This window comes from Mycobacterium sp. IDUB_1 (assembly GCF_055419625.1).
Genome location: NZ_JBVAYA010000005.1, coordinates 301,319 through 323,169, shown reverse-complemented (window position 1 = coordinate 323,169; position 21,851 = coordinate 301,319). Strand labels below are relative to the sequence as shown.

At 64.5% G+C, this 21,851-nt stretch carries 25 protein-coding genes; 15 read left to right on the top strand and 10 right to left on the bottom strand.

Features of this window, described 5'->3' with window-relative positions; translation table 11 throughout:
• Nucleotides 1–5: 5 nt before the first annotated feature.
• Nucleotides 6–1,154, bottom strand: coding sequence for a tyrosine-type recombinase/integrase (locus ACZYYX_RS25675; protein WP_463817581.1), 1,149 nt, complete (start codon nucleotides 1,152–1,154; stop codon nucleotides 6–8).
• Nucleotides 1,155–1,189: 35 nt separating this feature from the next.
• Entirely contained in the window at nucleotides 1,190–1,417 is a 228-nt protein-coding gene (locus tag ACZYYX_RS25670; protein WP_463817580.1) for a helix-turn-helix transcriptional regulator, read from the bottom strand.
• A gap of 415 nt (nucleotides 1,418–1,832) precedes the next feature.
• Here ACZYYX_RS25670 and ACZYYX_RS25665 point away from each other — a divergent pair, with 415 nt between their 5' ends.
• Genes ACZYYX_RS25665 through ACZYYX_RS25645 form a run of 5 tightly spaced genes read left to right on the top strand, consistent with a single transcriptional unit; the run spans nucleotide 1,833 to nucleotide 3,404 of the window.
• Complete coding sequence (locus ACZYYX_RS25665) at nucleotides 1,833–2,009, top strand: helix-turn-helix transcriptional regulator (RefSeq protein WP_463817579.1); 177 nt, start codon at nucleotides 1,833–1,835, stop codon at nucleotides 2,007–2,009.
• Nucleotides 2,006–2,431, top strand: coding sequence for a hypothetical protein (locus tag ACZYYX_RS25660; RefSeq protein ID WP_463817578.1), 426 nt, complete (start codon nucleotides 2,006–2,008; stop codon nucleotides 2,429–2,431). Before ACZYYX_RS25665 ends, ACZYYX_RS25660 begins: the two co-directional genes overlap by 4 nt.
• On the top strand, nucleotides 2,428–2,775 hold the full coding sequence (locus ACZYYX_RS25655) for a hypothetical protein (RefSeq protein ID WP_463817577.1): 348 nt from the start codon (nucleotides 2,428–2,430) through the stop codon (nucleotides 2,773–2,775). The genes ACZYYX_RS25660 and ACZYYX_RS25655 overlap by 4 nt, the downstream gene beginning before the upstream one ends.
• Nucleotides 2,776–2,808: 33 nt before the next feature.
• The gene (locus ACZYYX_RS25650) at nucleotides 2,809–3,033 is read left to right on the top strand and encodes a hypothetical protein (RefSeq protein ID WP_463817576.1); all 225 of its coding nucleotides are present in this window, start codon (nucleotides 2,809–2,811) and stop codon (nucleotides 3,031–3,033) included.
• Entirely contained in the window at nucleotides 3,030–3,404 is a 375-nt protein-coding gene (locus ACZYYX_RS25645) for an HNH endonuclease (RefSeq protein WP_463817575.1), read from the top strand. The genes ACZYYX_RS25650 and ACZYYX_RS25645 overlap by 4 nt, the downstream gene beginning before the upstream one ends.
• Nucleotides 3,405–3,550: 146 nt before the next feature.
• Here the strand turns inward: ACZYYX_RS25645 and ACZYYX_RS25640 are convergent, their stop codons facing one another.
• On the bottom strand, nucleotides 3,551–3,880 hold the full coding sequence (locus tag ACZYYX_RS25640) for a hypothetical protein (RefSeq protein ID WP_463817574.1): 330 nt from the start codon (nucleotides 3,878–3,880) through the stop codon (nucleotides 3,551–3,553).
• A 14-nt stretch (nucleotides 3,881–3,894) separates the two neighbouring features.
• On the opposite strand from ACZYYX_RS25640, the gene ACZYYX_RS25635 reads away from it, so the two are divergent.
• From ACZYYX_RS25635 to ACZYYX_RS25620, 4 genes are all read left to right on the top strand, one after another.
• On the top strand, nucleotides 3,895–5,361 hold the full coding sequence (locus tag ACZYYX_RS25635) for a terminase TerL endonuclease subunit (RefSeq protein WP_463817573.1): 1,467 nt from the start codon (nucleotides 3,895–3,897) through the stop codon (nucleotides 5,359–5,361).
• Nucleotides 5,362–5,382: 21 nt separating this feature from the next.
• Nucleotides 5,383–6,741 carry a phage portal protein gene (locus ACZYYX_RS25630; RefSeq protein WP_463817572.1) on the top strand — a complete coding sequence of 453 codons (1,359 nt, stop codon included), beginning with the start codon at nucleotides 5,383–5,385 and terminating at the stop codon, nucleotides 6,739–6,741.
• A gap of 72 nt (nucleotides 6,742–6,813) precedes the next feature.
• Complete coding sequence (locus tag ACZYYX_RS25625; protein ID WP_463817571.1) at nucleotides 6,814–7,230, top strand: hypothetical protein; 417 nt, start codon at nucleotides 6,814–6,816, stop codon at nucleotides 7,228–7,230.
• 132 nt (nucleotides 7,231–7,362) lie between these two features.
• On the top strand, nucleotides 7,363–8,190 hold the full coding sequence (locus ACZYYX_RS25620) for a phage major capsid protein (RefSeq protein WP_463817569.1): 828 nt from the start codon (nucleotides 7,363–7,365) through the stop codon (nucleotides 8,188–8,190).
• 600 nt (nucleotides 8,191–8,790) lie between these two features.
• Here the strand turns inward: ACZYYX_RS25620 and ACZYYX_RS25615 are convergent.
• Nucleotides 8,791–9,003 carry a hypothetical protein gene (locus tag ACZYYX_RS25615; RefSeq protein ID WP_463817567.1) on the bottom strand — a complete coding sequence of 71 codons (213 nt, stop codon included), beginning with the start codon at nucleotides 9,001–9,003 and terminating at the stop codon, nucleotides 8,791–8,793.
• Between the two features lie 91 nt (nucleotides 9,004–9,094).
• Here ACZYYX_RS25615 and ACZYYX_RS25610 point away from each other — a divergent pair, with 91 nt between their 5' ends.
• A complete protein-coding gene (locus ACZYYX_RS25610) occupies nucleotides 9,095–10,537 on the top strand; it encodes a hypothetical protein (protein ID WP_463817566.1) in 1,443 nt (480 codons plus the stop codon).
• 166 nt (nucleotides 10,538–10,703) lie between these two features.
• On the opposite strand, the gene ACZYYX_RS25605 is transcribed toward ACZYYX_RS25610, so the two are convergent.
• From ACZYYX_RS25605 to iolC, 5 genes are all read right to left on the bottom strand, one after another.
• Nucleotides 10,704–11,546, bottom strand: a complete 843-nt coding sequence (locus tag ACZYYX_RS25605; protein WP_463817564.1) for a YncE family protein — start codon at nucleotides 11,544–11,546, stop codon at nucleotides 10,704–10,706.
• Between the two features lie 318 nt (nucleotides 11,547–11,864).
• Nucleotides 11,865–13,808: a 3D-(3,5/4)-trihydroxycyclohexane-1,2-dione acylhydrolase (decyclizing) gene (iolD, locus tag ACZYYX_RS25600; RefSeq protein ID WP_463817562.1), complete on the bottom strand. Its 1,944-nt coding sequence runs from the start codon at nucleotides 13,806–13,808 to the stop codon at nucleotides 11,865–11,867.
• Between the two features lie 3 nt (nucleotides 13,809–13,811).
• Nucleotides 13,812–14,681 (bottom strand): 5-deoxy-glucuronate isomerase, encoded by an 870-nt coding sequence (gene iolB / locus ACZYYX_RS25595; RefSeq protein WP_463817561.1) that lies wholly within the window; start codon nucleotides 14,679–14,681, stop codon nucleotides 13,812–13,814.
• Nucleotides 14,678–15,559 carry a Cgl0159 family (beta/alpha)8-fold protein gene (locus ACZYYX_RS25590; RefSeq protein WP_463817560.1) on the bottom strand — a complete coding sequence of 294 codons (882 nt, stop codon included), beginning with the start codon at nucleotides 15,557–15,559 and terminating at the stop codon, nucleotides 14,678–14,680. Before ACZYYX_RS25590 ends, iolB begins: the two co-directional genes overlap by 4 nt.
• Entirely contained in the window at nucleotides 15,552–16,520 is a 969-nt protein-coding gene (iolC, locus tag ACZYYX_RS25585; RefSeq protein WP_463817559.1) for a 5-dehydro-2-deoxygluconokinase, read from the bottom strand. The genes ACZYYX_RS25590 and iolC overlap by 8 nt, the downstream gene beginning before the upstream one ends.
• A gap of 151 nt (nucleotides 16,521–16,671) precedes the next feature.
• Between iolC and ACZYYX_RS25580 the strand changes: the two genes are divergently transcribed.
• Nucleotides 16,672–17,403: a GntR family transcriptional regulator gene (locus tag ACZYYX_RS25580; RefSeq protein WP_463817773.1), complete on the top strand. Its 732-nt coding sequence runs from the start codon at nucleotides 16,672–16,674 to the stop codon at nucleotides 17,401–17,403.
• Between the two features lie 4 nt (nucleotides 17,404–17,407).
• Here ACZYYX_RS25580 and ACZYYX_RS25575 read toward each other — a convergent pair whose 3' ends face one another.
• Nucleotides 17,408–18,190, bottom strand: coding sequence for a TIM barrel protein (locus ACZYYX_RS25575; protein ID WP_463817558.1), 783 nt, complete (start codon nucleotides 18,188–18,190; stop codon nucleotides 17,408–17,410).
• A gap of 183 nt (nucleotides 18,191–18,373) precedes the next feature.
• Here ACZYYX_RS25575 and ACZYYX_RS25570 point away from each other — a divergent pair, with 183 nt between their 5' ends.
• The 4 genes from ACZYYX_RS25570 to ACZYYX_RS25555 all read left to right on the top strand — a co-directional run bounded on the left by ACZYYX_RS25570 (nucleotide 18,374) and on the right by ACZYYX_RS25555 (nucleotide 21,849).
• The gene (locus ACZYYX_RS25570; RefSeq protein WP_463817557.1) at nucleotides 18,374–19,363 is read left to right on the top strand and encodes a substrate-binding domain-containing protein; all 990 of its coding nucleotides are present in this window, start codon (nucleotides 18,374–18,376) and stop codon (nucleotides 19,361–19,363) included.
• 55 nt (nucleotides 19,364–19,418) lie between these two features.
• Nucleotides 19,419–20,477, top strand: coding sequence for an ABC transporter permease (locus ACZYYX_RS25565; protein ID WP_463817554.1), 1,059 nt, complete (start codon nucleotides 19,419–19,421; stop codon nucleotides 20,475–20,477).
• A gap of 4 nt (nucleotides 20,478–20,481) precedes the next feature.
• On the top strand, nucleotides 20,482–21,306 hold the full coding sequence (locus tag ACZYYX_RS25560; RefSeq protein WP_463817553.1) for an ATP-binding cassette domain-containing protein: 825 nt from the start codon (nucleotides 20,482–20,484) through the stop codon (nucleotides 21,304–21,306).
• A 63-nt stretch (nucleotides 21,307–21,369) separates the two neighbouring features.
• Nucleotides 21,370–21,849 carry an SRPBCC family protein gene (locus ACZYYX_RS25555; protein ID WP_463817551.1) on the top strand — a complete coding sequence of 160 codons (480 nt, stop codon included), beginning with the start codon at nucleotides 21,370–21,372 and terminating at the stop codon, nucleotides 21,847–21,849.
• Nucleotides 21,850–21,851 lie beyond the last annotated feature (2 nt).

Genomic DNA, 21,851 nt, shown 5'->3' with positions numbered 1-21,851 from the left:
GGCACTTACTGCGTCTGAGTCCGCTCTCGGTCCGCAGTAAGTGCCTCGTTCAGCATCTGGGCCGCCGCGTTGCGGGTGCGACCTTCGGCCTTCGGCCACAGGTGTGAGTACGTGTTGAGCGTCAGAGACGCCGAACCGTGTCCCATCGCCCGCTGAACCGTCACCACGTCACACCCGGCAGCGATCAGCCCCGAGGCGTAGAAGTGTCGAAGGTCGTGCAACTTGAAGCTGACCCGAGCCTTTGTCCTCGTGTGCCGCCACAGATAACCCGCCGAGTTCTGGTGCAGTGGGTTGCCAGCGCTGTCTGTGAACATCCACCGTTCAGGGTCGCTGCCGGAGCAGTGCAAGCGAACATGTTCCGACAGCATCGTCAGAAGACCCTGGGGGATGTAGACGGTGCGCTCGCTGCCGTACTTGGGCGGTCGAATGTCGACGCCGCCACCGTTCACTATCTGAACCTGCCGCTGCACCCGCACCTCCCGGCGCATGAAGTCGACGTCTGACACCCGCAGCCCGCCAGCTTCACCCAGCCGCAACCCGCCGAAGGCGCACAGAGCTACGAACTCTGCGAAGCCCTCCGGGGCGTGGTGGATGACGTCCCCGACTTGTTCGGTCGTGGGGATGATCATCGCTGCTTCAGCTCGACGCTTTCGGGGCAGCGTCACCGTGGTCGTCACATCAAAGGGAATCGCCCGATCAGCGACGGCGGCGCGGACGGCGGCACGGATGTGATCGAAGCGTGAGTGAACGGTGTTGGGCGCCAGCGGTTTGTCGACCATCGACTTCACCCATGCCTGCAGGTGGCTTGGCCTCAACCGCTCCAGAGGTACGTTGCCGAACGTCACGCATCCGATGGCCTGGTCGACCTTCTTGACGGTTCCGGGCGCCCACACTTGGGTTTCACGCCAGCTCGCGAAGAACTCTTCGAATGTCAGCTTGCCCGTGGCGTTGGCGTACTCGCCGCGTGCCACCGCCTTGAGGTGCGCCTTCGCGGCCTTCTCTGCTGCAAAGCTGGCGGCACGTTCGTGACCGTCGTCGTCTACCCACCGGGCCCGGTATCGCTTGCCCTGACCGCTGCGGGCCTTCGGGGAGCCGTTGTCGTCAAACCAGCGGTCCTCGATGTATCCGAGGTCACTTGGGTTGCGCTTCGTCATGGGCAGATGGTAGTCCCGGAGCCCGCTGATCCAGCTCACCGAACGCCCCCGCGCGCGCTCGCAGCTTCCTGTTCAGCAATCCACGCCAGAACGTCAGATTCTCGGTAGCGGACACGACGTCCGACCTTGAAGCTCTTCGGTCCGATTCCTACGCTGCGGTACCACCGGAGCGTAGGTTCAGGGAGCCCAAATTCGTGCGCTACCTCAGGCGTGAAGAGAAGGCGTTCGGATGTGTTTGTGTTAGCAGGGCCGGTGTTTGACATTAACGAAGGTTATGGCCGATTAGCGGAAGCGAACTTTGACGTTATGCGTCAAGTCGATTGACGCCGAGCGTCAAAATCTGCAATGGAATCGCAGGTCAGCGTATCGTTTCTCTAAGTATCTATCCGTAGAGCACACCTCCGCACCCGATGCCGCCATGCACCCACCCCACGCCAGCTACGGCCACAGCCGCACTAAACGAACAGCGCTTACGCGCAGCCCGGAAGGACGAAAACCCCAGCCAGGACCTTCCGCCAAACCCCGCTAACATGAGCATCAAGCGTCCGGCAATGGCAAACAGATGCTAAGATTGGTACAGAGGCAGGCAGAGTTATTCATCTGCGTCCCTTTATGTCTGGCCGTTGTGAAGCGAAACCAACTTGGCCGCAACACTTTGCGAATCGGATAGAGACTTGCATGCCCGCAGCACACCTGAACGTCCTCACTGCCGAAGCGGTCATGGATAAGTTTGATGTCTGCCGCCGCACCCTCCACAGCTGGAGCAAGTCGGGGCAGTTCCCCGAACCCCGCCGCATCGGCAGGCGAATCTACTGGCTCGAATCCGACCTCGCCGCCTGGATCAAGACCCGATGACCACCATCAACTTCTGGGCGAAGCACTACCAGTCCGCCTGGCGGGAACGAGCCGCAAACCCGTCTGGCCCGTACTGGTTTCGCGTCGCTTCCATCGCCTACGGCTGCCATCGCGGCAACGGACATGCGAACTTCAAACCGGGCGAACTCCGGCAACTACTCGGCACCTTCAACGCTGACGGCAACCTCGTCCCCGTCCACGCCACCGAAGTCTCCCGCGCCATCTCGCAGGCCAAGGAGATGGGACTGATCGACAACAGCTCTTGCTCTCGATGCCTCGTCGTGAAGCCGCACGAAATCAACGGCGGCGAGGGCAGCCCCAACGAACGCTGCAGCTACCACGACGGGCGCCGCACCGGACAGCCACCCCGCCTACACAACCCGATGACCCGCCGAACCCGAGAAATGGAGGCAGTAGCGTGAGCTTCACCGGAACCTTCACCCGCGTCGATTGCCCCATCTGCGGACACGACACCGCCCGTAACGACGAGGGCCGCATGTCGGTCCACGGACCAAAGGTCAAGCGTTGCATTGGCTCTCGCCTCACTGAGGCTGAGGCCCGGAATAGGATCGTCACTCCCGAGAAGCTGGAGCGCCTGCGTCTCTGCTGGCGAGCCGGCGACCTACTCGGCGCCGCCGAAGTGCTGGGAGTTTCCGCACCATCCGTTCCCGCTGAAGAGCTGGAAGGCAAGGACGCTGACGAGTCGCTGCGGGTCCTCATCGACTACGCACGGGGCTGGATCACCCGCGTCGTGCGGCCAGCCTGAGCGCCCACCTACCTCACGATCACGGAGACAGCTATGACGACTGACTACACCGAGACAAAGATCCCCGTGTGCCGCGTCCTCGACTGGGACCTGGCCACGGTCGGGTCGAACGAAGAAACCCTGCAGCTCATGAGGTTCTCCCTTCCGGATGGCACCTACAGCCCCTGGCTGGCGTTGTCCCCGTCGCGGTACATCCAACTTCACAGCGACATGCGTACCAGGATTCAGGCGGGGCTCGAAGCCCAATTCGCGGTGTGAGCACCCTGCCGCGTCCGTGCCTCACATGCGGCTCACTCATCCCGTCAGGCAGCTACTGCTCAGAGTGTCGCCCGAAGGACAACCGACCCAACCGCTCGCATCCGCTCCTGCACACCGCCCGCTGGACGAACCTGTCCAAGCGGCTCCGCAAGCTCAGTCCGTTCTGTGAGTGGTGTGGCCGCACTGACAGCCTCAGCGTCGACCACATCATCCCCGCATCCGAGCGACCGGACCTGATCTTCACCGTCGCCAACCTCCGCGTCCTCTGCATGGACTGCCAGCGCCGACGAAGCAACTACTGCACCGACGAGGAGCGTCAGCAGGTGGAGCAAAGGCTGAAGGCACAGCGCCGCCGTGTTCTTGCGATCTGAGCATTGTCATCGCAGGCCATCGACCCGTGATCTTTACGACTGAACGTCAGCAAAGAGACTGCGCTGCAACGCATTTGTGCAGGTAGGGGGACCATCCCCTTCGAAGTCCGTCGAGGACACCCGGGCGACAGCGCAGGGACGATTACTTAGTACTTCCCGCCGTAACCGCGTGGGTTCGGTCGCGGGCGCCCGGTCGGCTTTGCAGTTGCGCCCCGGAGCTTGCTCAACTTTTCCGCCGCAGTCTCCTCCCGCAGGCGGGTGACGTCTATGTCTTCCCTGAAGTTGTGGGGGACGCCGTTTTCGTCTGTGAAGGTGTAGACGACCCAGTGACTGGGGTCTATTGATGGGTCTTGCGGCCAGCCTTCTTTCGGCATGAGGGTGGTTTGCGGTTCTGCCGCCACCGTGACCTCCTGCGACCCGTGCTTGATCCGGTCACCTTTACGGATTTGGTCAGGCTTGACGACCTCGATGATCATCTTTGGAGTATCCCATGCAGGCTGGGCCTAAGAAGGCAGCCGACACGTCGGCTCTGCCTTTTGAGTCCGGGCTTATTGGCGTCGAAAGGTTCGCGACATGGTGTGAGCAGTATCTGATTGTGCCGAAGGGCAAGGGTTCCGGTGAGCCAATGCGACTTCGCCCTTGGCAGATTCGCATGCTCCGACCGTTCTTAGATCCAAATCCGCGCCCGGTGGTCGGTGCCATCATGGGACCTCGCGGTCTGGGTAAGACGGGCATCTTCGCGGCGCTCGGGCTGTATGAATCCTTCACGGGCCCAGACGGCAACGAGATTCCCATCGTCGCGGTGGACGAGCGCATGGCGACTCGTCTCTTGACGCCTGCAGCGCAGATGGTCGCGCTGAATCCGGTGCTTGCTTCGCGGGCTGTCGTTTACCGCGACAGGATTGAAGTACCGGGCAAGCGCAGCACTCTGACGGCCCTGCCGGCTGAGGCGAAGCGCATCGAAGGGTTGGGCACCTGGACGCTGGCGTTGGCCGACGAATTGGGTGAGATTGACCCGGCGACGTGGTCAACGTTGCTTCTCGGTGCGGGCAAGTTGGACGGTGCGATGGCGTTGGGCATCGGAACGCCACCGAACCGTGAGACGTCAGTGCTGACAGACCTGCGTGAAGCCTGCCTCGCTGATCCTGATGACTCCACGATGGCGTTCGTTGAGTTCAGCGCTGCCGGGTTCGAGCATCACCCGCCGGAGTGCGTCCACTGCCTTGAGCTGGCCAATCCACAACTTGACGATCTGCTCAGTCGGGGCCGGGCGACGGCGCTGTTAAAGCAGACCAGTGAGGGCGAGTACCGAAGGAAGAGGCTCTGCCAGGTTGTCTCCACGAATGAAGCACCTTTCCTCGAAGCAGACACCTGGGATGCGCTCAGCACGGGGCACGGAGTGCCTGATGGCGCCGAAGTGGTTCTTGCAGTGGACGCGTCTCTGAAAGACGACAGCACGGCTATCGTCGTCGGCCAAGTCGCTGCCGCGCCTCATTTCGACAAGCTCGCGGTGTGGGAGAAGCCGCCGCGTGACGACGGTTGGCGGGTGGACGTCCTGGCCGTAGAGGACGAAATCCGTCACGCGACTCGGCGCTGGAAGATCCGCGAAGTATGCTACGACCCGGCGTATTTCACACGTTCGGCTCAGGTGCTCGCGGGTGAAGGCTTACCCATGGTGGAGTTCGCGCAGTCCCCGGTGAGGCAGACCCGGGCGACGAATGACCTGCATAGCGGTGCGGTGAACGGGTTGTTCACCCATTCCGGTGACCCCGACCTGAGGCGCCATGTGCTCGCGGCCACGGTCCGCGAGTCCGACAAGGGCGTCAGGATCTCGAAGACATCGCGGTCCCGGCATGCCCCCAAGATCGATCTCTGTACCGCGCTGATGATGGCGCACTCCCGCTGCTCATGGCTTGCCGCCCAGAAGGCGAAGGGCCGTGGCGCGTGGTCCTTTTGACCCCGTCTGTTTGGAGAACCGGTGACTTCACCTGACTACCTCGTGTCCCTGATCGAAGATCTGGACGCGAAGCAGCTTGCGCTTCGTGAGAACGAGCTGTTTTACACGGCGCGGAATCCGTTGTCGTTCCTCGACGCCGACCAGCGCAAGGCACTCGGCAACCGGCTGCCACGACTGGCGACGAACCTGTGCCGCCTGAGCGTGCAGAGCCTGGCTGAGCGTTGCAAGGTCGTCGGGTTCGACGGCGTCGACATCGAGGATGAGTGGCAGCGCATGGACATGGACGCCCTGTCCGCGAGCGCCATCAAAGAGGCTCTGCTGCACGGTGAGTCCTACCTCATCGCATGGGTCGATCCCCAGGGCCGGCCGCTGATCACCGCCGAGCCACCGAAGGCTGTCGTGGTGCAGCGAAGCCCGGAGACTCGGGAGATCGTTGCGGCGTGCAAACGCTGGACGACTGCCACGGAAACCCACTTGGTGGCCTATTTCGGTGACCGGATCGAGAAGTGGGTGTCGCGTTCCACGACGCCCAGCGCCAACGACTTCCATCGAGTCGACGTAATTCCTAACCCGTTGGGCGTGCCGCCCGTCATCGCCTTGACGAATGAGGACCGCATCGGGGAACCGGGCCATTCGGAGATCGAAGACCTCAAGGTGATCCAAGAGGCTTTGTCTGCGGTCCTGGCCGACATGATGGTCAGCTCTGCTTATTCGGGCAGGCCAAGGGCGTGGGCCACGGGCGTGACCCCTGTGGAGCGTCCGGTGGTCGATCAGGACGGCAACCCGGTCCTTGATGGCGACGGCGCCCCTGTGGTCGAGGTGGTGAACCCTTATCCGCCCGACAACAGGATGATGTTGGCTGAGGATGCTGCGGCGCGGTTCGGCGTTCTCGACGCGACTTCGTTGTCGTCGTATGAGGCGGCAGTGCGGATCTTGATGCAGCAGGCGCAGGCAGTCTCGTCGCTTCCCGCTCACTATCTTGGGCTGACCCAGGCCGGTGGCAATGTGTCGTCGGCAGAAAGTCTGCGCGCAGCGGAGCAGTCATTGACCGCCCGCAGCGCTGAGAAGCAGCTTGTGTTCTCCCGGGCGTTCGAGGCGCTTGCCCGTCTCATCGTGGCGATCCGGGATTCGGTGGACCCGGCTGATGTGTCGGTGCGTGTTCGCTGGTCGGATCCGTCGTCGCGCTCTATCGCAGCAGAGGGTGACTGGGCTCAGAAGATGTTCAGCGCCGGTCTTTTGGATCGAGCGTCGGTGCTGCAGAAGCTCGGCTATGACGACGAAACCATCGCTGTCATCGAAGGTCGTATCGAGTCGAACGCACAGCAGGCCCGTGATCTGACCATCGGTCGCTACATGTCCGGCATGGCCGTTCGGAACTAAGGCCGCAACCCATTTCGTGGCTCTCCGTTGGATCTGAGAGCCGGTAACGACTGTTCGGAGAGGAGACACGCTATGGCTGACGATGACACCCCTGAGGGCACCATCCAGACCGACGCCGACGACCAGGAGCCCGCCAACGACGGTCCTGATGATGACGCCCAGACCTATCCAGCGTCAGTCGTGAAGGATCTGCGGGAGAAGAATGGACGCTACCGCACCCGTGCCCGCGAAGCTGAGTCCCGCGCTGACAGTCTGGCGCAGCGGCTGCATGCGGAGCTTGTCCGCGCTGACGGACGCCTGGCTGACCCGTCCGATCTCCCGTTCGACGCTGAGCACCTGGAGGACGGGGATGGGTTGACCGCAGCCATCGATGCTCTGATCGGGACGAAGCCGCATCTGAAGGTGCGCAAGCCAGCGGGGTCTATCGGGCAGGGCATGAAGGGTCGCACGGATGCGGCGCCGTCGTGGGCATCGCTGCTCCAGCAGTGACCCCGGTGGTATGATTGAGTTAGCTAGGAAGCCCTGCGCTGCAAGCTATCTCATTCGGGCCATGTGCCCATTCCCGCACCGCCGGCCATGCGCCGCGTGTATCAATGACATTGCATCGTAAGGATTTTCATCATGGCAGTACTTGATGCCAACCTGGCCCAGGCATGGACGCCCGAGGATTACGGCCAGCTCATCGACCTGGTAGTGGCAGAGAAGTCGATTGCTTTCCATGCGGGCACAAAGATCGCGACCAGTTCGGAGACGATTCGGTTCCCCATGCTAACCGCCGACCCGGCTGTCGCGTGGTACGCGGAGAATACGACCATCGCGCTGACTGACCCCACGACCAACGAACTGGTCGTGACTCCGAAGAAGGTGGCGGGTCGTACCCAGATCAGCAACGAAGCCGCGCAGGATACGAATCCTGCTGTGGCCGAGCAGATCGGGCGTGGCTTGGCCCGTTCCATCGCCAAGGGTGTGGATAAGGCGTTCTTCAGTTCCAGCACGACGAACGGGCCTTCGGGCCTGCTGTCCCTCCCGGGCGCGAACGTTGTCGATACGGGTGCTGTCATCGCGAACCTCGACCCGTTCCATGAGGCGAAGGCCGCAGCGCTGGCCGATGGCGCCAACTTGTCGGTGTTCGTCCTCGCCCCCGACGTGGCACTGACGCTGGCGAAGGCCAAGACGCAGACCGGCAGCAACCAGGGTCTACTGGACAACGTCGGCGACGGCATCACCCTCGCGGGCGTCAAGGTCCTGGTGAGCACCGACGTCGCGGCGGGCAACGCGTGGGGCCTTGATGCGTCTCAGACGTTCGTGGTTCAGCGCACCGGCACCACAGTCGTGAAGAGCACCGACGCCGCCTTCGCAGAAGATGCCGTGCAGGTACGCGCAACCGCCCGCGTCGGGTTCGGTTTTGCGAACCCTGCTGGCATCGTGCGTCTATACGACGCGGCCTAACCGATGTCGGCGCCAACCTCCGAGGATCTAACCCGCTTCCTACAAGACCGCTACAGCGTCGAGGATGACAGGGCCGCTGCCGAGCTGGAGATCGTCACCGCCATGGCGAGGGGCTACACACGCGGAGCAGGCTTCCGCAGCGACGGCACGCCCGCACCTGACATTCGAGCGGTGATTCTATTGGCGACCGCAAGGCTGCACGCACACCCCGGACAGGTGCGATACAGCGAGGCACGCGGCCCTGAGTCGGTTTCGTTCTACGAGGGATTCAGCGGCTGGACAGTGGGCGAACTGGCAGTGCTAGATCGTTACCGCGTTCGCGCTGTGTGACTACGCCGGGTGCCACCGACACCGGGCGGCGGGTGCCACCTGAGGGCAACCCCGGGGCCGATGCATGCGAGCAGGATCAGCCCCCAAAACTTCATAGAGCAGCGCTGCGGCGGTCAACGGGTCTTGTGATGAAGGCGCCCTGCCACCCGCCTGCAGCGGGGCGTCTTCAGGAGCGCCCAGGCGGAAGGCCCACCGGATCTCCAGCCGGTGGGCCTTCTCGTGTCCCTACCCGGCAGGTCGTGGTAAGCCGGGGCGAGTCGACTTCAATCCTCACACATGCAAGTCGTCGTCCAAATCATCGACGTCGAATGGACCTGGCCTCTGGCGGCCCTCGACTGCGAGCCACCAGCCCTTTGTGTAGATCTTCAATACCGTTTTGCCGTGACCAACTTCGAGGGCGCCGTCCCGTCGCTCGAAGTACTCGGCATCTTCTTCTTCGAACTGCTCGGACCCACGAGACTTCAGGGTGACCTTCACTGCCATGGTGACAGTCTGACATGTCGCAGAGACATTGATTTCTGGCGGCGTCGTGTCGCAGCCCGGCCCTGAACTGACAGTTTGCGACAATTGTTTGATGCGGTTTTCCGAGAAGTTCGAAGTTGAGCGAGCCAAGGATGCCGATTGGTTCGACCTCAACGTCATGCAGGACACGCCGCTATACGTCGACCCATTTCTGATCTTCGATGATGATGACCCGCATTGGGCAGGTGCCGAGGATGAAGTTGTCAATTTCTTCGACGCGACCCTTCAGCTATTAATAGTTGCGCAGGGAAATGAATCCTCGGCCCATTGGCAGAAGGCAGTGCGATTTGTGCAGTGCCCCGAGCCTAAAGAGTTCGCTTTAGGTTTTTCGATGGGACATCCCGAAGGTGCGGGTATCGGTCGGGAGTTCGCTGTCGAGGTCTGCAGGGGACTTGATCTTTTCCGTGTCTGGTCCCGGGATGCCGATGAGCAGCTGCTCGGGATGGTCGCCATTCTGGTTCCGGGGCTCGGCCTCGACCGCATTAGCGACATGATCTGCAACATCCTGAAGGCTAGGTTCATCAGCTATACCCAAAAGATCTGCGACGAACTGGGCGTCACGGTCGAGGAGTTGCCGGTTAAACACTCTTCGTGGACGGCTAAGCGTTGTCGATGGCACGACACCGATCAGGTGCTGCCGCGCAGTCCGGTGTTCAATGGAGCCGTTCTACTCACCCCGAAACGCTTCCTGAAGGATCTCCCGCGCCTGACCCCCGAGGAGTTCTGGACTTGGTCGACCGCGAATGATAATGAGGCGTTGCGTTTTGAACTGAATTACAACCTTTCGCAGTCGCTGACAAGGAGGCAAAAGGCGGCTCGTGGTCGTGAACTCGCGCGTAAGGCGCCCGACTTGTTGCGGCGCTACGTGGCCCAGGCCGTCGAAGATCCGACGGCCTACGATGTCGAGGACGACCCGAAGGGTTTGGTGAAGTGGCTGGAGGCTGGCCGAAGCTTCGCGGGGGCGACCACTGGGCCCAACCCCCCTGCGAACCAGAATGCCTTCGAGGCATGGTTGATCGCCCTAGCGGAAACATTCAAATCGGGCGTTGAAGACAGAGGGCTGTGGATTGCCCTGTGGGACAACAAAAAGGTCACACATCATGCCGAAAAGATTACTCAGGCAATCTGTCGGCACGGTTGGATGGCTCACTGCGAGGCGGCCAACGTTGACATTACTCAGGAGGCCGAGACTGGCCGGGGCCCAGTGGATTTTAAATTCTCGCAGGGGTGGTCAATGCGCGGTCTTATCGAAGTCAAGCACATTGACAATCCCCAATTCTTCCACGGCGCCGAGGTTCAGTTGCCGATCTATCTGAGAAGTGAGCAAGTGCCGTTCGGTGTCTATCTGTGCGTTGGCTTCTCCGATAAGGATTTCAAGCCAGCCCGCTTGGATGTTGTTCGGGCTACATGTGAATCCATCGCGGAGCGCTCTGGAATGCGCATACACCCTGTGTTCGTGGACGCCCGTCGCCCCAAGTCTGCGTCGAAGGCGTAACGCCGGTCCGCAGTGAGTCCGCAGTTGGTGCCGTTTGGCAGCATCTGGCTGTGTTGGATAACTGCAGTTCAGCATTCTTTTTCGATGATTTTCAATAGCTTCACACCGCTGCAAAAGCCCAGTTCAGGGTTGCTCTACATCCTGTAAACGCTCGAACGGGGGTGGCTCAGCCGGGGTCGATGATCTGCACGACCCCGGCGGTCACTCCCGCGACGAACAACCGGCCGGTGGTCGCATCGACGCCGATGGTGTACGGATTCTGCACCGTGGCAATGCGTTTCACTTCGCGGGGCATGGGGTCGGTCATGTCGTAGCCGACGACCTCGTTGGTGCCCGACGACGCGACCCACAGCAGGTCACGGGTCGGGTCGTAGGTGATGCCGTAGGGGCCGCCGGGCTGAGCGATCTCGGCGAGCTGCCGCGGCGAGGCGTCGAAGACGCGCACCGCATCACCGCGGGTGTCGGCGGCGATCATCCGGCCGTGCTTGTCGGCGACGAGGTGTGTCGGGCCGTCCCCGGCGGGCGTGGAGCCCACGATCGACAGGTTGGTCGTGTCGTAGATCGTGAGGTCGTTCTTGCGGACGTCGAGCAGACCCATCCGGTCGCCGACCGGGGCCAGACCTGCCGGCTGGACGCTGTCGGTGAACACCTTGACGATGTCGTCGCCGCGCAGAGCGGTCACGGTGCCCCCGAGTTCGTTGGCGACGAACACCGTGCCGTCCGGGGCTTCTGACGCGTCGTGCGGCACGGTGCCGGTGACGATCTGCGCCTCGGCGCGGCCGCCGGGGAGGTCGACGCGAACCAACGCGTTCGCACTCTCCACGGGGACCAGAACAGGCCCGCCGGGCTTGGCCAGCTGGAGATGTCTGGCGACACCGGGAAGCGGTGTGCGGCCGGTGATCTCGCCGGTGTCGACGTTGATCAGGACGAGTTCGTTCGGTTTTCTGGTGGCGACGGCTGCAGTGCGGCTGACCGCGTCGACGACGACACCTTCGGGCGCTGACCCCACCCGGATCTGCCGACCCGGCGGCGTCTGCGAGGGCGCTGGAGCCTGCTGCGGTTCCGCCGCAGGCGGCAGGCTGTCGGTCGGTGGACGGCTGCCTTCCGTGGGTGCCCCGGCAGGGATCAACCCGGTCGTGGTCGGCGTGCTGCTGGGAGCCGACGGCGTGGTGGTCGGGGCCGCTTGGTCAGGCGGCTGGCTCTGACACGCCGTGACTACACAGGCAAGCGCGATCACGCACCACAGACGTCTCATGCCGCCCGGGTACCCAATAGCACCGATCGACTCCATGACGTTTCGGTGAGCGCGCGCAGACTCCCGCCTGGATCAGGACGGCTTGATCAACGGCCGTTGGACTTTCTTCCAGTCCGCGTAGCGCTGGTAGGCCTGCTGCGTGGAGTCCAGTGACGACACCTCGCTGACCGGTACGTCCCACCAGGAATGGCTGTCGGGCGCATAGATCAGCGGATCGGTCTCGACGTGGATCACGGTGACGCGATCGGCGGCCTTGGCGACCTTGACCGCGTCGGTGAACTCGGCGGCTGTCGTCACCTTGATGACGTCGGCGCCCAGGCTCGCGGCGTTCGCGGCGAGATCGACGGGCAGGGTGTCGCCGTCGAGCCGGCCATCGTGTCCGCGGTACCGGTAGGCGGTGCCGAACCGCTGCGAGCCCAGCGATTCCGACAGCCCGCCGATCGACGCGAACCCGTGGTTCTGCACCAGGACCGGGATGATCTTGACGCCTTCTTGAACGGCGGTGACGATCTCGGTGGCCATCATCAGGTAGGAACCGTCGCCGACCATCACGAACACATCGCGATCGGGGGCTGCCATCCGCACGCCGATGCCGCCGGCGATCTCGTATCCCATGCACGAGTAGCCGTATTCGACGTGGTAGCCCTTGCGATCACGCATGCGCCACAGCTTGTGCAGGTCTCCGGGCATCGATCCGGCCGCGCACACCACCACATCACGCGGGTCCGACAACGTGTTCACCAGCCCGATCACCTGGTTCTGGTTGAGTGCGACGTCGTCGGAGGTTCGGAACACCTGCGACACCGTGTCGTTCCACTCCGCCATCAATTCGGCTGTGCGGGTGCGGTAGTCGTCACCGACGGTGTGGTCACCGACGGCTTCGGACAGAGCGACGAGCGCCTCCCGCGCGTCCGCGACCACGCTGATGCCGCCCTGTTTGACTGCGTCCAAGGACGTCACGTTGATGTTGACGAATCGCACGTCGGGGTTGTTGAATGCCGTGCGCGATGCGGAAGTGAAATCGCTGTAGCGGGTGCCGATTCCGATGATGACATCGGCGTCACTGGCGAGTGCGTTGGCTGCCGTCGTGCCGGTGGAACCGACGGCGCCCACCGACTGCGGATGCTCGTGGAGCAGGGAGCCCTTGCCAGCCTGGCTCTCGCACACCGGGATACCGGTGCGCGTGGCGAACTCGGCCAGCGCGTCGTTCGCGCCCGAGTAGATGACGCCGCCGCCGGCCACGATCAGCGGCTTGTGTGCCGACCGGATCACCTCGGCGGCGCGGGCGATCACGGAACGTTCGGGTACCGGGCGGGCCACGTGCCAGATCCGTTCGGCGAAAAGAGATTCCGGCCAGTCATGGGCCTCGGCCTGGACATCCTGGGGGAGGGACACCGTCGCAGTACCCGTCTCGGCAGGGTCGGTGAGGACCCGCATCGCGCCGAGCAGGGCGGCGGGCAGCTGCTCGGGGCGCCACACCCGATCGAAGAAACGCGAGAGTGGTTTGAACGCGTCGTTGACCGTGACGTCGCCGCTGCTGGGCAGCTCCAGCTCCTGCAGCACAGGCGAACTCACCCGGGTGGCGAAGGTGTCTGACGGCAGCAGCAGAACGGGCAGGCGATTGATGGTGGCCAGCGCGGCACCGGTGAGCATGTTCGACGAGCCGGGGCCGATGCTGGCGGTGACGGCCCACGCCTGCAACCGGTCCTGTTGACGCGCGTAGGCGACCGCGGTGTGCACCATCGCCTGCTCGTTGCGGCCGAGTACGTACTTCAGGCCGGGCTCGACACCGGTCTCGTGGGCGTCGATCTCGTCCTGCAGTAACGCCTGCCCGATACCGGCGACGTTGCCGTGGCCGAAGATGCCCAGGCATCCGGCGAAGAACTTGTGCCGCTGGCCATCTCGCTCGACGTACTGGTTGGCCAGGAAGCGCACGGTCGCCTGGGCGACGGTGAGACGTACGGTCGGCTCCGTGTCGGCGAGCTTCTCGGTCGACTTCGGCGCGGTGGAAACCACGGATCACTCTCCTCGACTGGGGGTGAACGGAAGGCGGGGGTCGATCTCCTGGTGCTCCCAGCTGCCGCGCAACCAGGTGTGGGAAGGATCGTCGCAGATCAGCCACGCTCGGGTCGGGCCCGAACCGGCCATCACGTTGAGGTAGTACATGTGGTGTCCGGGCGCGGCGATGGACGGCCCGTGATACCCGTGGGGGACGAGCACCACGTCACCGGTGCGGACCTCCTCGAGGACCTCGATGGGGCGTTCGGTGGTGCCGTACACCCGGTGGTAGCCGAATCCTGCTGTGCCGGCAGGGCTGTCGTCGATCTCGAAGTAGTAGATTTCTTCCAGCTGGGTCTCGACGTCGGTGTTCTCATCGTGCTTGTGCGCCGGGTAGCTCGACCAGTTGCCCCCGGGGGTGATCACCTCGCAGGCGATCAGCGAATCGGCCTCGAAAGCCGTTGCGGTGCCGAAGTTGTGCACCTGCCGGCTGCAGTTGCCGGCGCCCCGTAACTCGACAGGCACGTCGGCCGCGGCCACTCGGCGGTTCGGGAAGGACGTGGACGCGCGGGCGCCGCAGATCGCGATCCGGCCGCGGCCCGAGAGGGTGTACCGCTGGCCGATGCCCAGGTAGACCATGTCGGCGGGGCCATCGAAGACCGAGACGCGCGGCGCCAGGGTGAACACCTCACCGCCGCACGCGACGGTGGCGGCGCCGGCGAGGGGCAGGATCATCACTTCGGTGTCGTCGGTGCTCAGCGTCACCTCGGCGCCGTCCCCGAGATCGACGACATGCAGCGATGATTCAGCCCAGCCGGCGTCTTCGGGGGTGATCGCCACGGTGAACGGTGCCGTCGCGCTGCCCGCCGGAATGTACAGTTTCGAGTTCATCGAACCATCGCCACCGCGGTCGCGACGGCGGAGCTGACGTCGTCGTCGGGCGGGTAGAGCAGGGTTCGGCCGACGATCAGGCCGCGCACCGACGGCAGGGCCAAGGCCTTCTCCCAACTCGCGAACGCCTCGTCCGGATCCGTCGGGTCCCCGCCCAACAGCAGGGTGGGCATGGTCGTCGACTCCATCACCCGGTCCATCTCGTCGACGACGGGCAGCTTCATCCACGTGTAGGCCGACGTCGAGCCGAGGCCCTGTCCGATGTGCACGGACTTGATGACCGCGTCCGGCGACAAGTCGTTGCGGACCTTGCCGTTCACCCGCGACGACATGAAGGGCTCGAGCATCGCGATCAGGCCGTGAGCGGCGAGCTCGTCGACGGCCTGGGCGCAGGCCGCGAGCGTGGCGACGGTGCCCGGGTCGTCGAGATCGATGCGGCACAACATCTTTCCACCGTTCATCTTCGCGGCTGCGGTGGATGCCGCCGTGGCGCCGGTCATCCGGTCGTCGAGCTCGAACGACGAGCCGGCCAACCCGCCGCGGTTGAACGAGCTGAACACGACCTTGTCCTCGAGGGCGCCGAGCAGCAGCAGGTCGTCGAGGATGTCGGCGGTGGCCAGCACCCCGTCCACGCCGGGGTCGGCCAGCGCGGCGCGCAGGCGGTCGAGCAGATCGGTGCGGCTGTTCATCGCGGTCGGGCGCGAGCCGACGGCCAGGGCGCCGCGGGCGGGATGGTCGGCGGCGACGATCATCAGCCGACCGTTGCCGCGCATCGTGGGCCGGGCGGTGCGGTTCTGCCACGCCCGCGAGACGGCACCGGGATCGGTGGCGCGCAGATCGGTGATCGCCGGGTAGTCCCGGCACAGCCCATCAGACATTGACGGCCTCCACAGCGGTCTGTTCGGCCAGTTCGGCGACCTCGGTGGCCGTCGGCATGGCGGTCGAGCACTCGAGGCGTCCGGCGACGATGGCGCCCGCGGCGTTCGCGTAGCGCAGCGTCTTCTCCAGCGGCCAGCCGTGCAGCAACCCGTGGCACAGACTGCCGCCGAAGGCGTCACCGGCGCCCAGACCGTTGACGACGTCGACCTCGTTCGGAGGCACTGTCACCGACGAGCGGCGGCTCTTGCCGAGCACACCGCGCGGCCCTTGCTTCACGATGGCGAGTTCCACGCCGAGGTCGAGCAGCGCGTCGGCCGCCTTGTGCGGATTCGACTCGCCGACGGCGATCTCGCACTCTTCGCGGTTGCCGACGGCGACGGTGACGTGCGCCAGCGCTGCGCGGACCTGCTCGGTGGCCGCGGCGGGGGAGTCCCAGAACATCGGCCGGTAGTCGAGGTCCAGAACCGTCAGCGGTCTACGCGCCCGAGCCGCCCACGCGGCGAAATGCGCACTGCGGCTGGGTTCTTCGGACAGACCGGTCACCGTTGCCCAGAACAGGCGGGCACCGCGCACCGCGTCGGCGTCGATGTCGTCGACGGTGATCTGCAGATCGGGTGCACTCGGCTTGCGGTAGAAGTACAGCGGGAAATCGTCGGGCGGGAAGATCTCGCAGAACGTGACCGGCGTCGGGAACTCGTCGTGGGTGGCGACGAAGCGATTGTCGACTCCCAGGCGTTCGAGTTCGGCGCGCACGAAACGGCCGAACGGATCGTCACCCGCTCCGGAGATCAATGCCGTGCGGTTGCCGAGTCGGGCTGCGGCGACGGCGACGTTGGCCGCGCTGCCTCCGAGGAATTTGCCGAACGTCTCGACGTCCTCGAGGCCGACGCCGACCTGTAGGGGATATACGTCGACGCCGCTGCGCCCGATGGCGAGGACGTCGTAGGGCTGAGAATTCATCACAAGTCACTCCGACGAGAAGGGTGTGGGTGGCTGCCTACGACTGTGCCTCGGGTCACGGCGCAAAGTCAAGACTTTGTCCTGACATTCTATCTTGTTGCCATTCGATGTTAGGCTGCGCTCGTCCGGCAAACTCGAGATCGGAGTCGACGTGCCGCTGACCGTGGAGCTCGACAGGTCAAGTCCTGTGCCGCTGTACTACCAGCTGGCGCAGGCGATCGAAGCTGCGATCCGCGACGGCGAACTGGCTCCGGGGGACCGTTTCGAGAACGAGCTCGCGCTGGCCAAGCGACTCGCGCTGTCGCGGCCGACCACGCGGCGGGCCATTCAGGAACTCGTCGACAAGGGTCTGCTCGTTCGCAAGCGCGGTGTCGGCACCCAGGTGGTCCAGAACCCCGTGCATCGCCGCGTCGAGCTGACGAGCTTGTTCGACGATCTCGCGCGCGGGGGACAGGAACCCACCACCACGCTGCTCGACTACCGCGTCGGGCCGCCCGACGAGGACGTCGCACGTGAGTTGAACCTGTCGCACGACCGCGAGGTGGTGTCGATCCACCGGTTGCGCTGCGCCAACGGTGAACCGCTCGCCGTCATGACCAATCATCTCCCGATCGAAATCGCCCCGGCCGCTGAGGAACTCGAGAAGAGCGGGCTCTACCAGTCGCTGAGGGCGCGCGGCGTGCACATTCGGTTGGCGCGCCAGCGGATCGGCGCACGCGGCGCCACCCGCGCCGAGGCGCAGTTGCTCGACGAGAAGCCGAATGCGCCACTGCTGACGATGGCGCGCACCGCATTCGACGATTCCGGCGCCGCGGTCGAGTTCGGCAATCACGGCTATCGCGCGTCGCGCTACTACTTCGACACCACGCTCGTCGACCGCTGAGACGTCAGCGGAACGCCGCGCCGAATGCATCGAGTGCGGTCTCGCTCCCTGCCTCGCCGGCGCCTGACGCCCACGCCTCCATGCCGATCGTGCCCGTGTAGCCCATCTCGCGCAGCGCCCTGGCGATCGCGGGGTAGTTGATCTCGCCTGTGCCCGGCTCGCATCGTCCGGGTACATCGGCCACCTGGATCTCGCCGATCGCGTCACCGCACCGGCGCAGTAGCTCGATCAGATTCCCCTCGCCGATCTGAGCGTGATAGAGGTCGAGCATCATCTTCACGTTCGGATGTGCGACACCTTCGACAAGCGCGAGAACGTCTTTCGCGCGGGCCAGAGGCACGCCGGGGTGATCCACGATGGTGTTCAGGTTCTCCACCACGAACGTCACGCCGGCTGCGGCGCCCAACTCGCCGAGACGTTCCAGGGTGCGGGCGGCCGTCAGCCACATCTGCCCGGTGGCCCGCGCGCGGGGACGCGCGGCGTCACCGTCCACCAGTTCAGCGGTGTGCAGATTCAGTCGTGTGATGCCCAGTGTCGCCGCGGCGTCGAGGCTCTGCTGGGCGGTGCGCACCACCTCGTCGCACGTCGTGGGGTCGATCAGATCTCCGTGCAGGTAGCCGGTCATCGACGTGAAGGTGGCACCGGTGCGGGCCAGCGCAGCGAGATCCTTGTCGTGCCAACTCCAGATCTCCGCGGCGAAACCGCGCTCGTGAATCCGCGCGACACGTTCGACGATCGGACGATCACGGAACACCATCTCTGCGCAGACGGATAGCTGGAAGGTCATGGCGGCACCCCTTTCGTCGCAGTAGCGACGCCCACACTATGACATGCAGTCCTAATGTCAGGACAAAGTGTTGACTTTCGGCTGTGAGCCGTATTACATCAAGGACGAGGCGTGGCGCCCGGCACATCCTCGCAGACGTCCGGCGCCGCATCGTCCCGACGACGTAGAAAACAAGGAGATGTGATGACGTTCAAGCGGCTCGCGACCCTCGCCGGGACCGGCGTTCTGGCGATCGGACTCGTGGCGTGCTCGTCGACGGGCGGGAAGCCCGCCGGTGCGGGCGAGGGCGGCGGCGGTGGTGGCACCGTCGACACCCCGCGCAAGACGATCGCGATGATCACCCACGAGGTGCCGGGTGACTCGTTCTGGGATCTCATCCGCAAGGGCGCCGAGACTGCGGCCAAGAAGGACAACATCGAACTGCGCTACTCCAACGACCCGGAGGCGCCCGGCCAGGCCAACCTCGTGCAGACCGCGGTGGACAGCGGCGTCGACGGTATCGCCGTGACGCTGGCCAAACCCGACGCGATGCAGGCCGCGGTGAAAGCGGCTGAGGCCAAGAACATCCCGGTGGTCGCGTTCAATGCCGGCGCGGATGCCTGGAGCGCGATGGGCGTCAAAGAGTTCTTCGGGCAGGATGAGTTCATCGCCGGGCAGGCCGTCGGTGAGCGGTTGACCTCCGAGGGTGCCACGAAGGCGATCTGCGTGATCCAGGAGCAGGGCCACGTCGGTCTGGAATCCCGCTGCGCCGGTGTCAAGGACAAGTTCCCCGCCACCGAGACGCTGAACGTCAACGGCAAGGACATGCCGTCGGTGGAGTCCACGATCACCGCCAAGCTGCAGCAGGACCCCGCCGTCGACTACGTCGTCACCCTGGGCGCCCCGTTCGCGTTGACGGCCGTGCAGTCTGCCGGTAACGCCGGCAGCAAGGCCAAGATCGGGACCTTCGACACCAACGCCGCTCTGGTGGGCGCCATCCAGGACGGCACCGTGCAGTGGGCCATCGACCAGCAGCCCTACCTGCAGGGCTACCTCGCCGTCGACTCGCTGTGGCTGTACATGACCAACGGCAACGTCATCGGCGGCGGACAGCCGACCCTGACGGGGCCGGCATTCATCGACAAGTCGAACATCGACGCGGTGGCTGATTACGCCAAGGGCGGGACCCGATGATGTGGGCCCACGCCCGAAGGGCAGGGGATGCTTGCGCGAAGAGGAGGAAATTCTGATGACAACTCAGGAGGCGCTCGACGTCGGCAGCCACAAGGTGGTGCGCGACGAACGGGTCAAGGAACGGAACCGGCTGCAACGCATACTGATCCGTCCGGAAATGGGCGCCGGCATCGGCGCGATCGGCATCTTCGTCTTCTTCCTCGTCGTCGCCGCGCCGTTCCGCGAGGCCGCATCACTGGCCACGGTTCTCTACGCCAGCTCCACGATCGGGATCATGGCGTGCGGCGTGGCGCTGCTGATGATCGGTGGCGAGTTCGACCTCTCGTCGGGTGTCGCCGTCACCTTCAGCTCGCTCGCGGCGTCGATGCTCGCCTACAACCTGCACCTCAACCTGTGGGTGGGTTCGGCTCTGGCACTGATCCTTTCGCTGGCCGTGGGCTTCTTCAACGGCTGGCTGGTGATGCGGACGAAGATCCCCAGCTTCCTGATCACCCTGAGCACGTTCTTCATGTTGGCCGGCATCAACCTGGCCGTCACGAAGCTCGTCGCCGGACAGGTGGCCACTCAGAGCGTCAGCGACATGTCCGGGTTCGCCTCGGCGCAGAAAGTCTTCGCCTCGTCGTTCACGTTGTTCGGTGTCAGCATCCGCATCACCGTCGTGTGGTGGCTGATCTTCACCGCGATCGCAACCTGGGTGTTGTTCAAGACACGGATCGGCAACTGGATATTCGCCGTCGGTGGCGACGCGGATAGTGCTCGCGCCGTGGGCGTTCCGGTCACCAAAGTCAAGATCGGCCTGTTCATGTTCGTCGGATTCTGCGCCTGGTTCGTCGGCATGCATCTGCTGTTCGCGTTCAACACCGTGCAGTCCGGTCAGGGCATCGGCAACGAGTTCTTTTACATCATCGCCGCCGTCATCGGTGGCTGCCTGCTGACCGGCGGGTACGGCACCGCCATCGGGGCCGCGATCGGCGCGTTCATCTTCGGCATGACCAATCAGGGCATCGTCTACGCCGGCTGGGACCCTGACTGGTTCAAGTTCTTCCTGGGCGCGATGCTGCTGTTCGCGGTGATCGCCAACAACGCCTTCCGCAACTACGCCGCAAAGAAGTGACGAGATGACCATTTCCATGGAAAAGCCAAGCAGCGACGCGCCTTCCGGGGGAAAAGTTCCGCTGGTCGAGCTGCGCAACGTCGGCAAGTCCTACGGCAACATCACCGCCCTGGCGGACATCTGCCTTCGCGTACACGCCGGTGAGGTGACCGGCATCCTCGGCGACAACGGTGCGGGCAAGTCGACGCTGATCAAGATCATCGCGGGGTTGCACCAGCAGACCGAGGGTGAACTGCTCGTCGACGGCGAGCCCACGAAGTTCTCCTCACCGGCCGAGGCGTTGGGCAAAGGCATCGCCACGGTCTACCAGAACCTCGCCGTGGTTCCGCTGATGCCGGTGTGGCGCAACTTCTTCCTCGGTCAGGAGCTGCGCCGCAAGTCGTTCCCGTTCACGTTGGATGCCAACGCGATGCGGGCGACCACTCTGACGGAACTGTCGAAGATGGGCATCGACCTGCCCGACGTCGATGTACCGATCGGCTCGCTGTCGGGCGGCCAGCGCCAGTGCGTGGCGATCGCCCGTGCCGTGTTCTTCGGCGCGCGGGTCCTGATCCTCGACGAGCCCACGGCGGCTTTGGGGGTCAAGCAGTCCGGGGTGGTGCTCAAATACATCACCGCGGCCAAGGAGGCCGGGTTCGGCGTGGTGTTCATCACCCACAACCCGCATCATGCCCACATGGTCGGAGACCACTTCGTGCTGCTCAACCGCGGTCGGCAGAAGCTCGACTGCACCTATGACGACATCACCCTGGAGCACCTGACGCAGGAGATGGCCGGCGGCGACGAGCTCGAGGCGCTGTCCCACGAGCTGCGGGGCGCCAAAGGCTGACGTGCCCGTACTCGATGCTCCGCCGGCCGATTGGCCGGCGGAGCACGTGGGTATGACGGCGTCATGGCTACTACGACACCCGTCAAGACAGAAGACGCCGGTCCGCACACCGTGAGCCGCAGCGTGCAGGTCAGCGCCGCCGTGGCGGACATCTTCGCGCTGCTGGTGGACCCGCACCGCCACCACGAGATCGACGGATCGGGCACCGTGCGCGACACCCAGGTCAAGGGGCCGCACCGGCTGCAGCAGGGCGATAAGTTCACGGTCGGTATGAAGCAGTTCGGGGTGCCTTACGCGATCACCTCGACCGCCACCGCGGTGGAGGACGACCACGTCGTCGAATGGCAGCACCCGCTGGGACACCGGTGGCGCTGGGAACTCGCTCCCGTCGGTCCGGGCGTGACCAAGGTGACCGAGACCTTCGACTACTCCACCGCGAAGCTGCCGATCGTCATCGAGGTGATGGGCTACCACAAGAAGAACGCCCAGGGTATCGAGTCCACGCTGTCCGGGCTGGCGGAGCGCTTCGCCGACGCTCACTGACG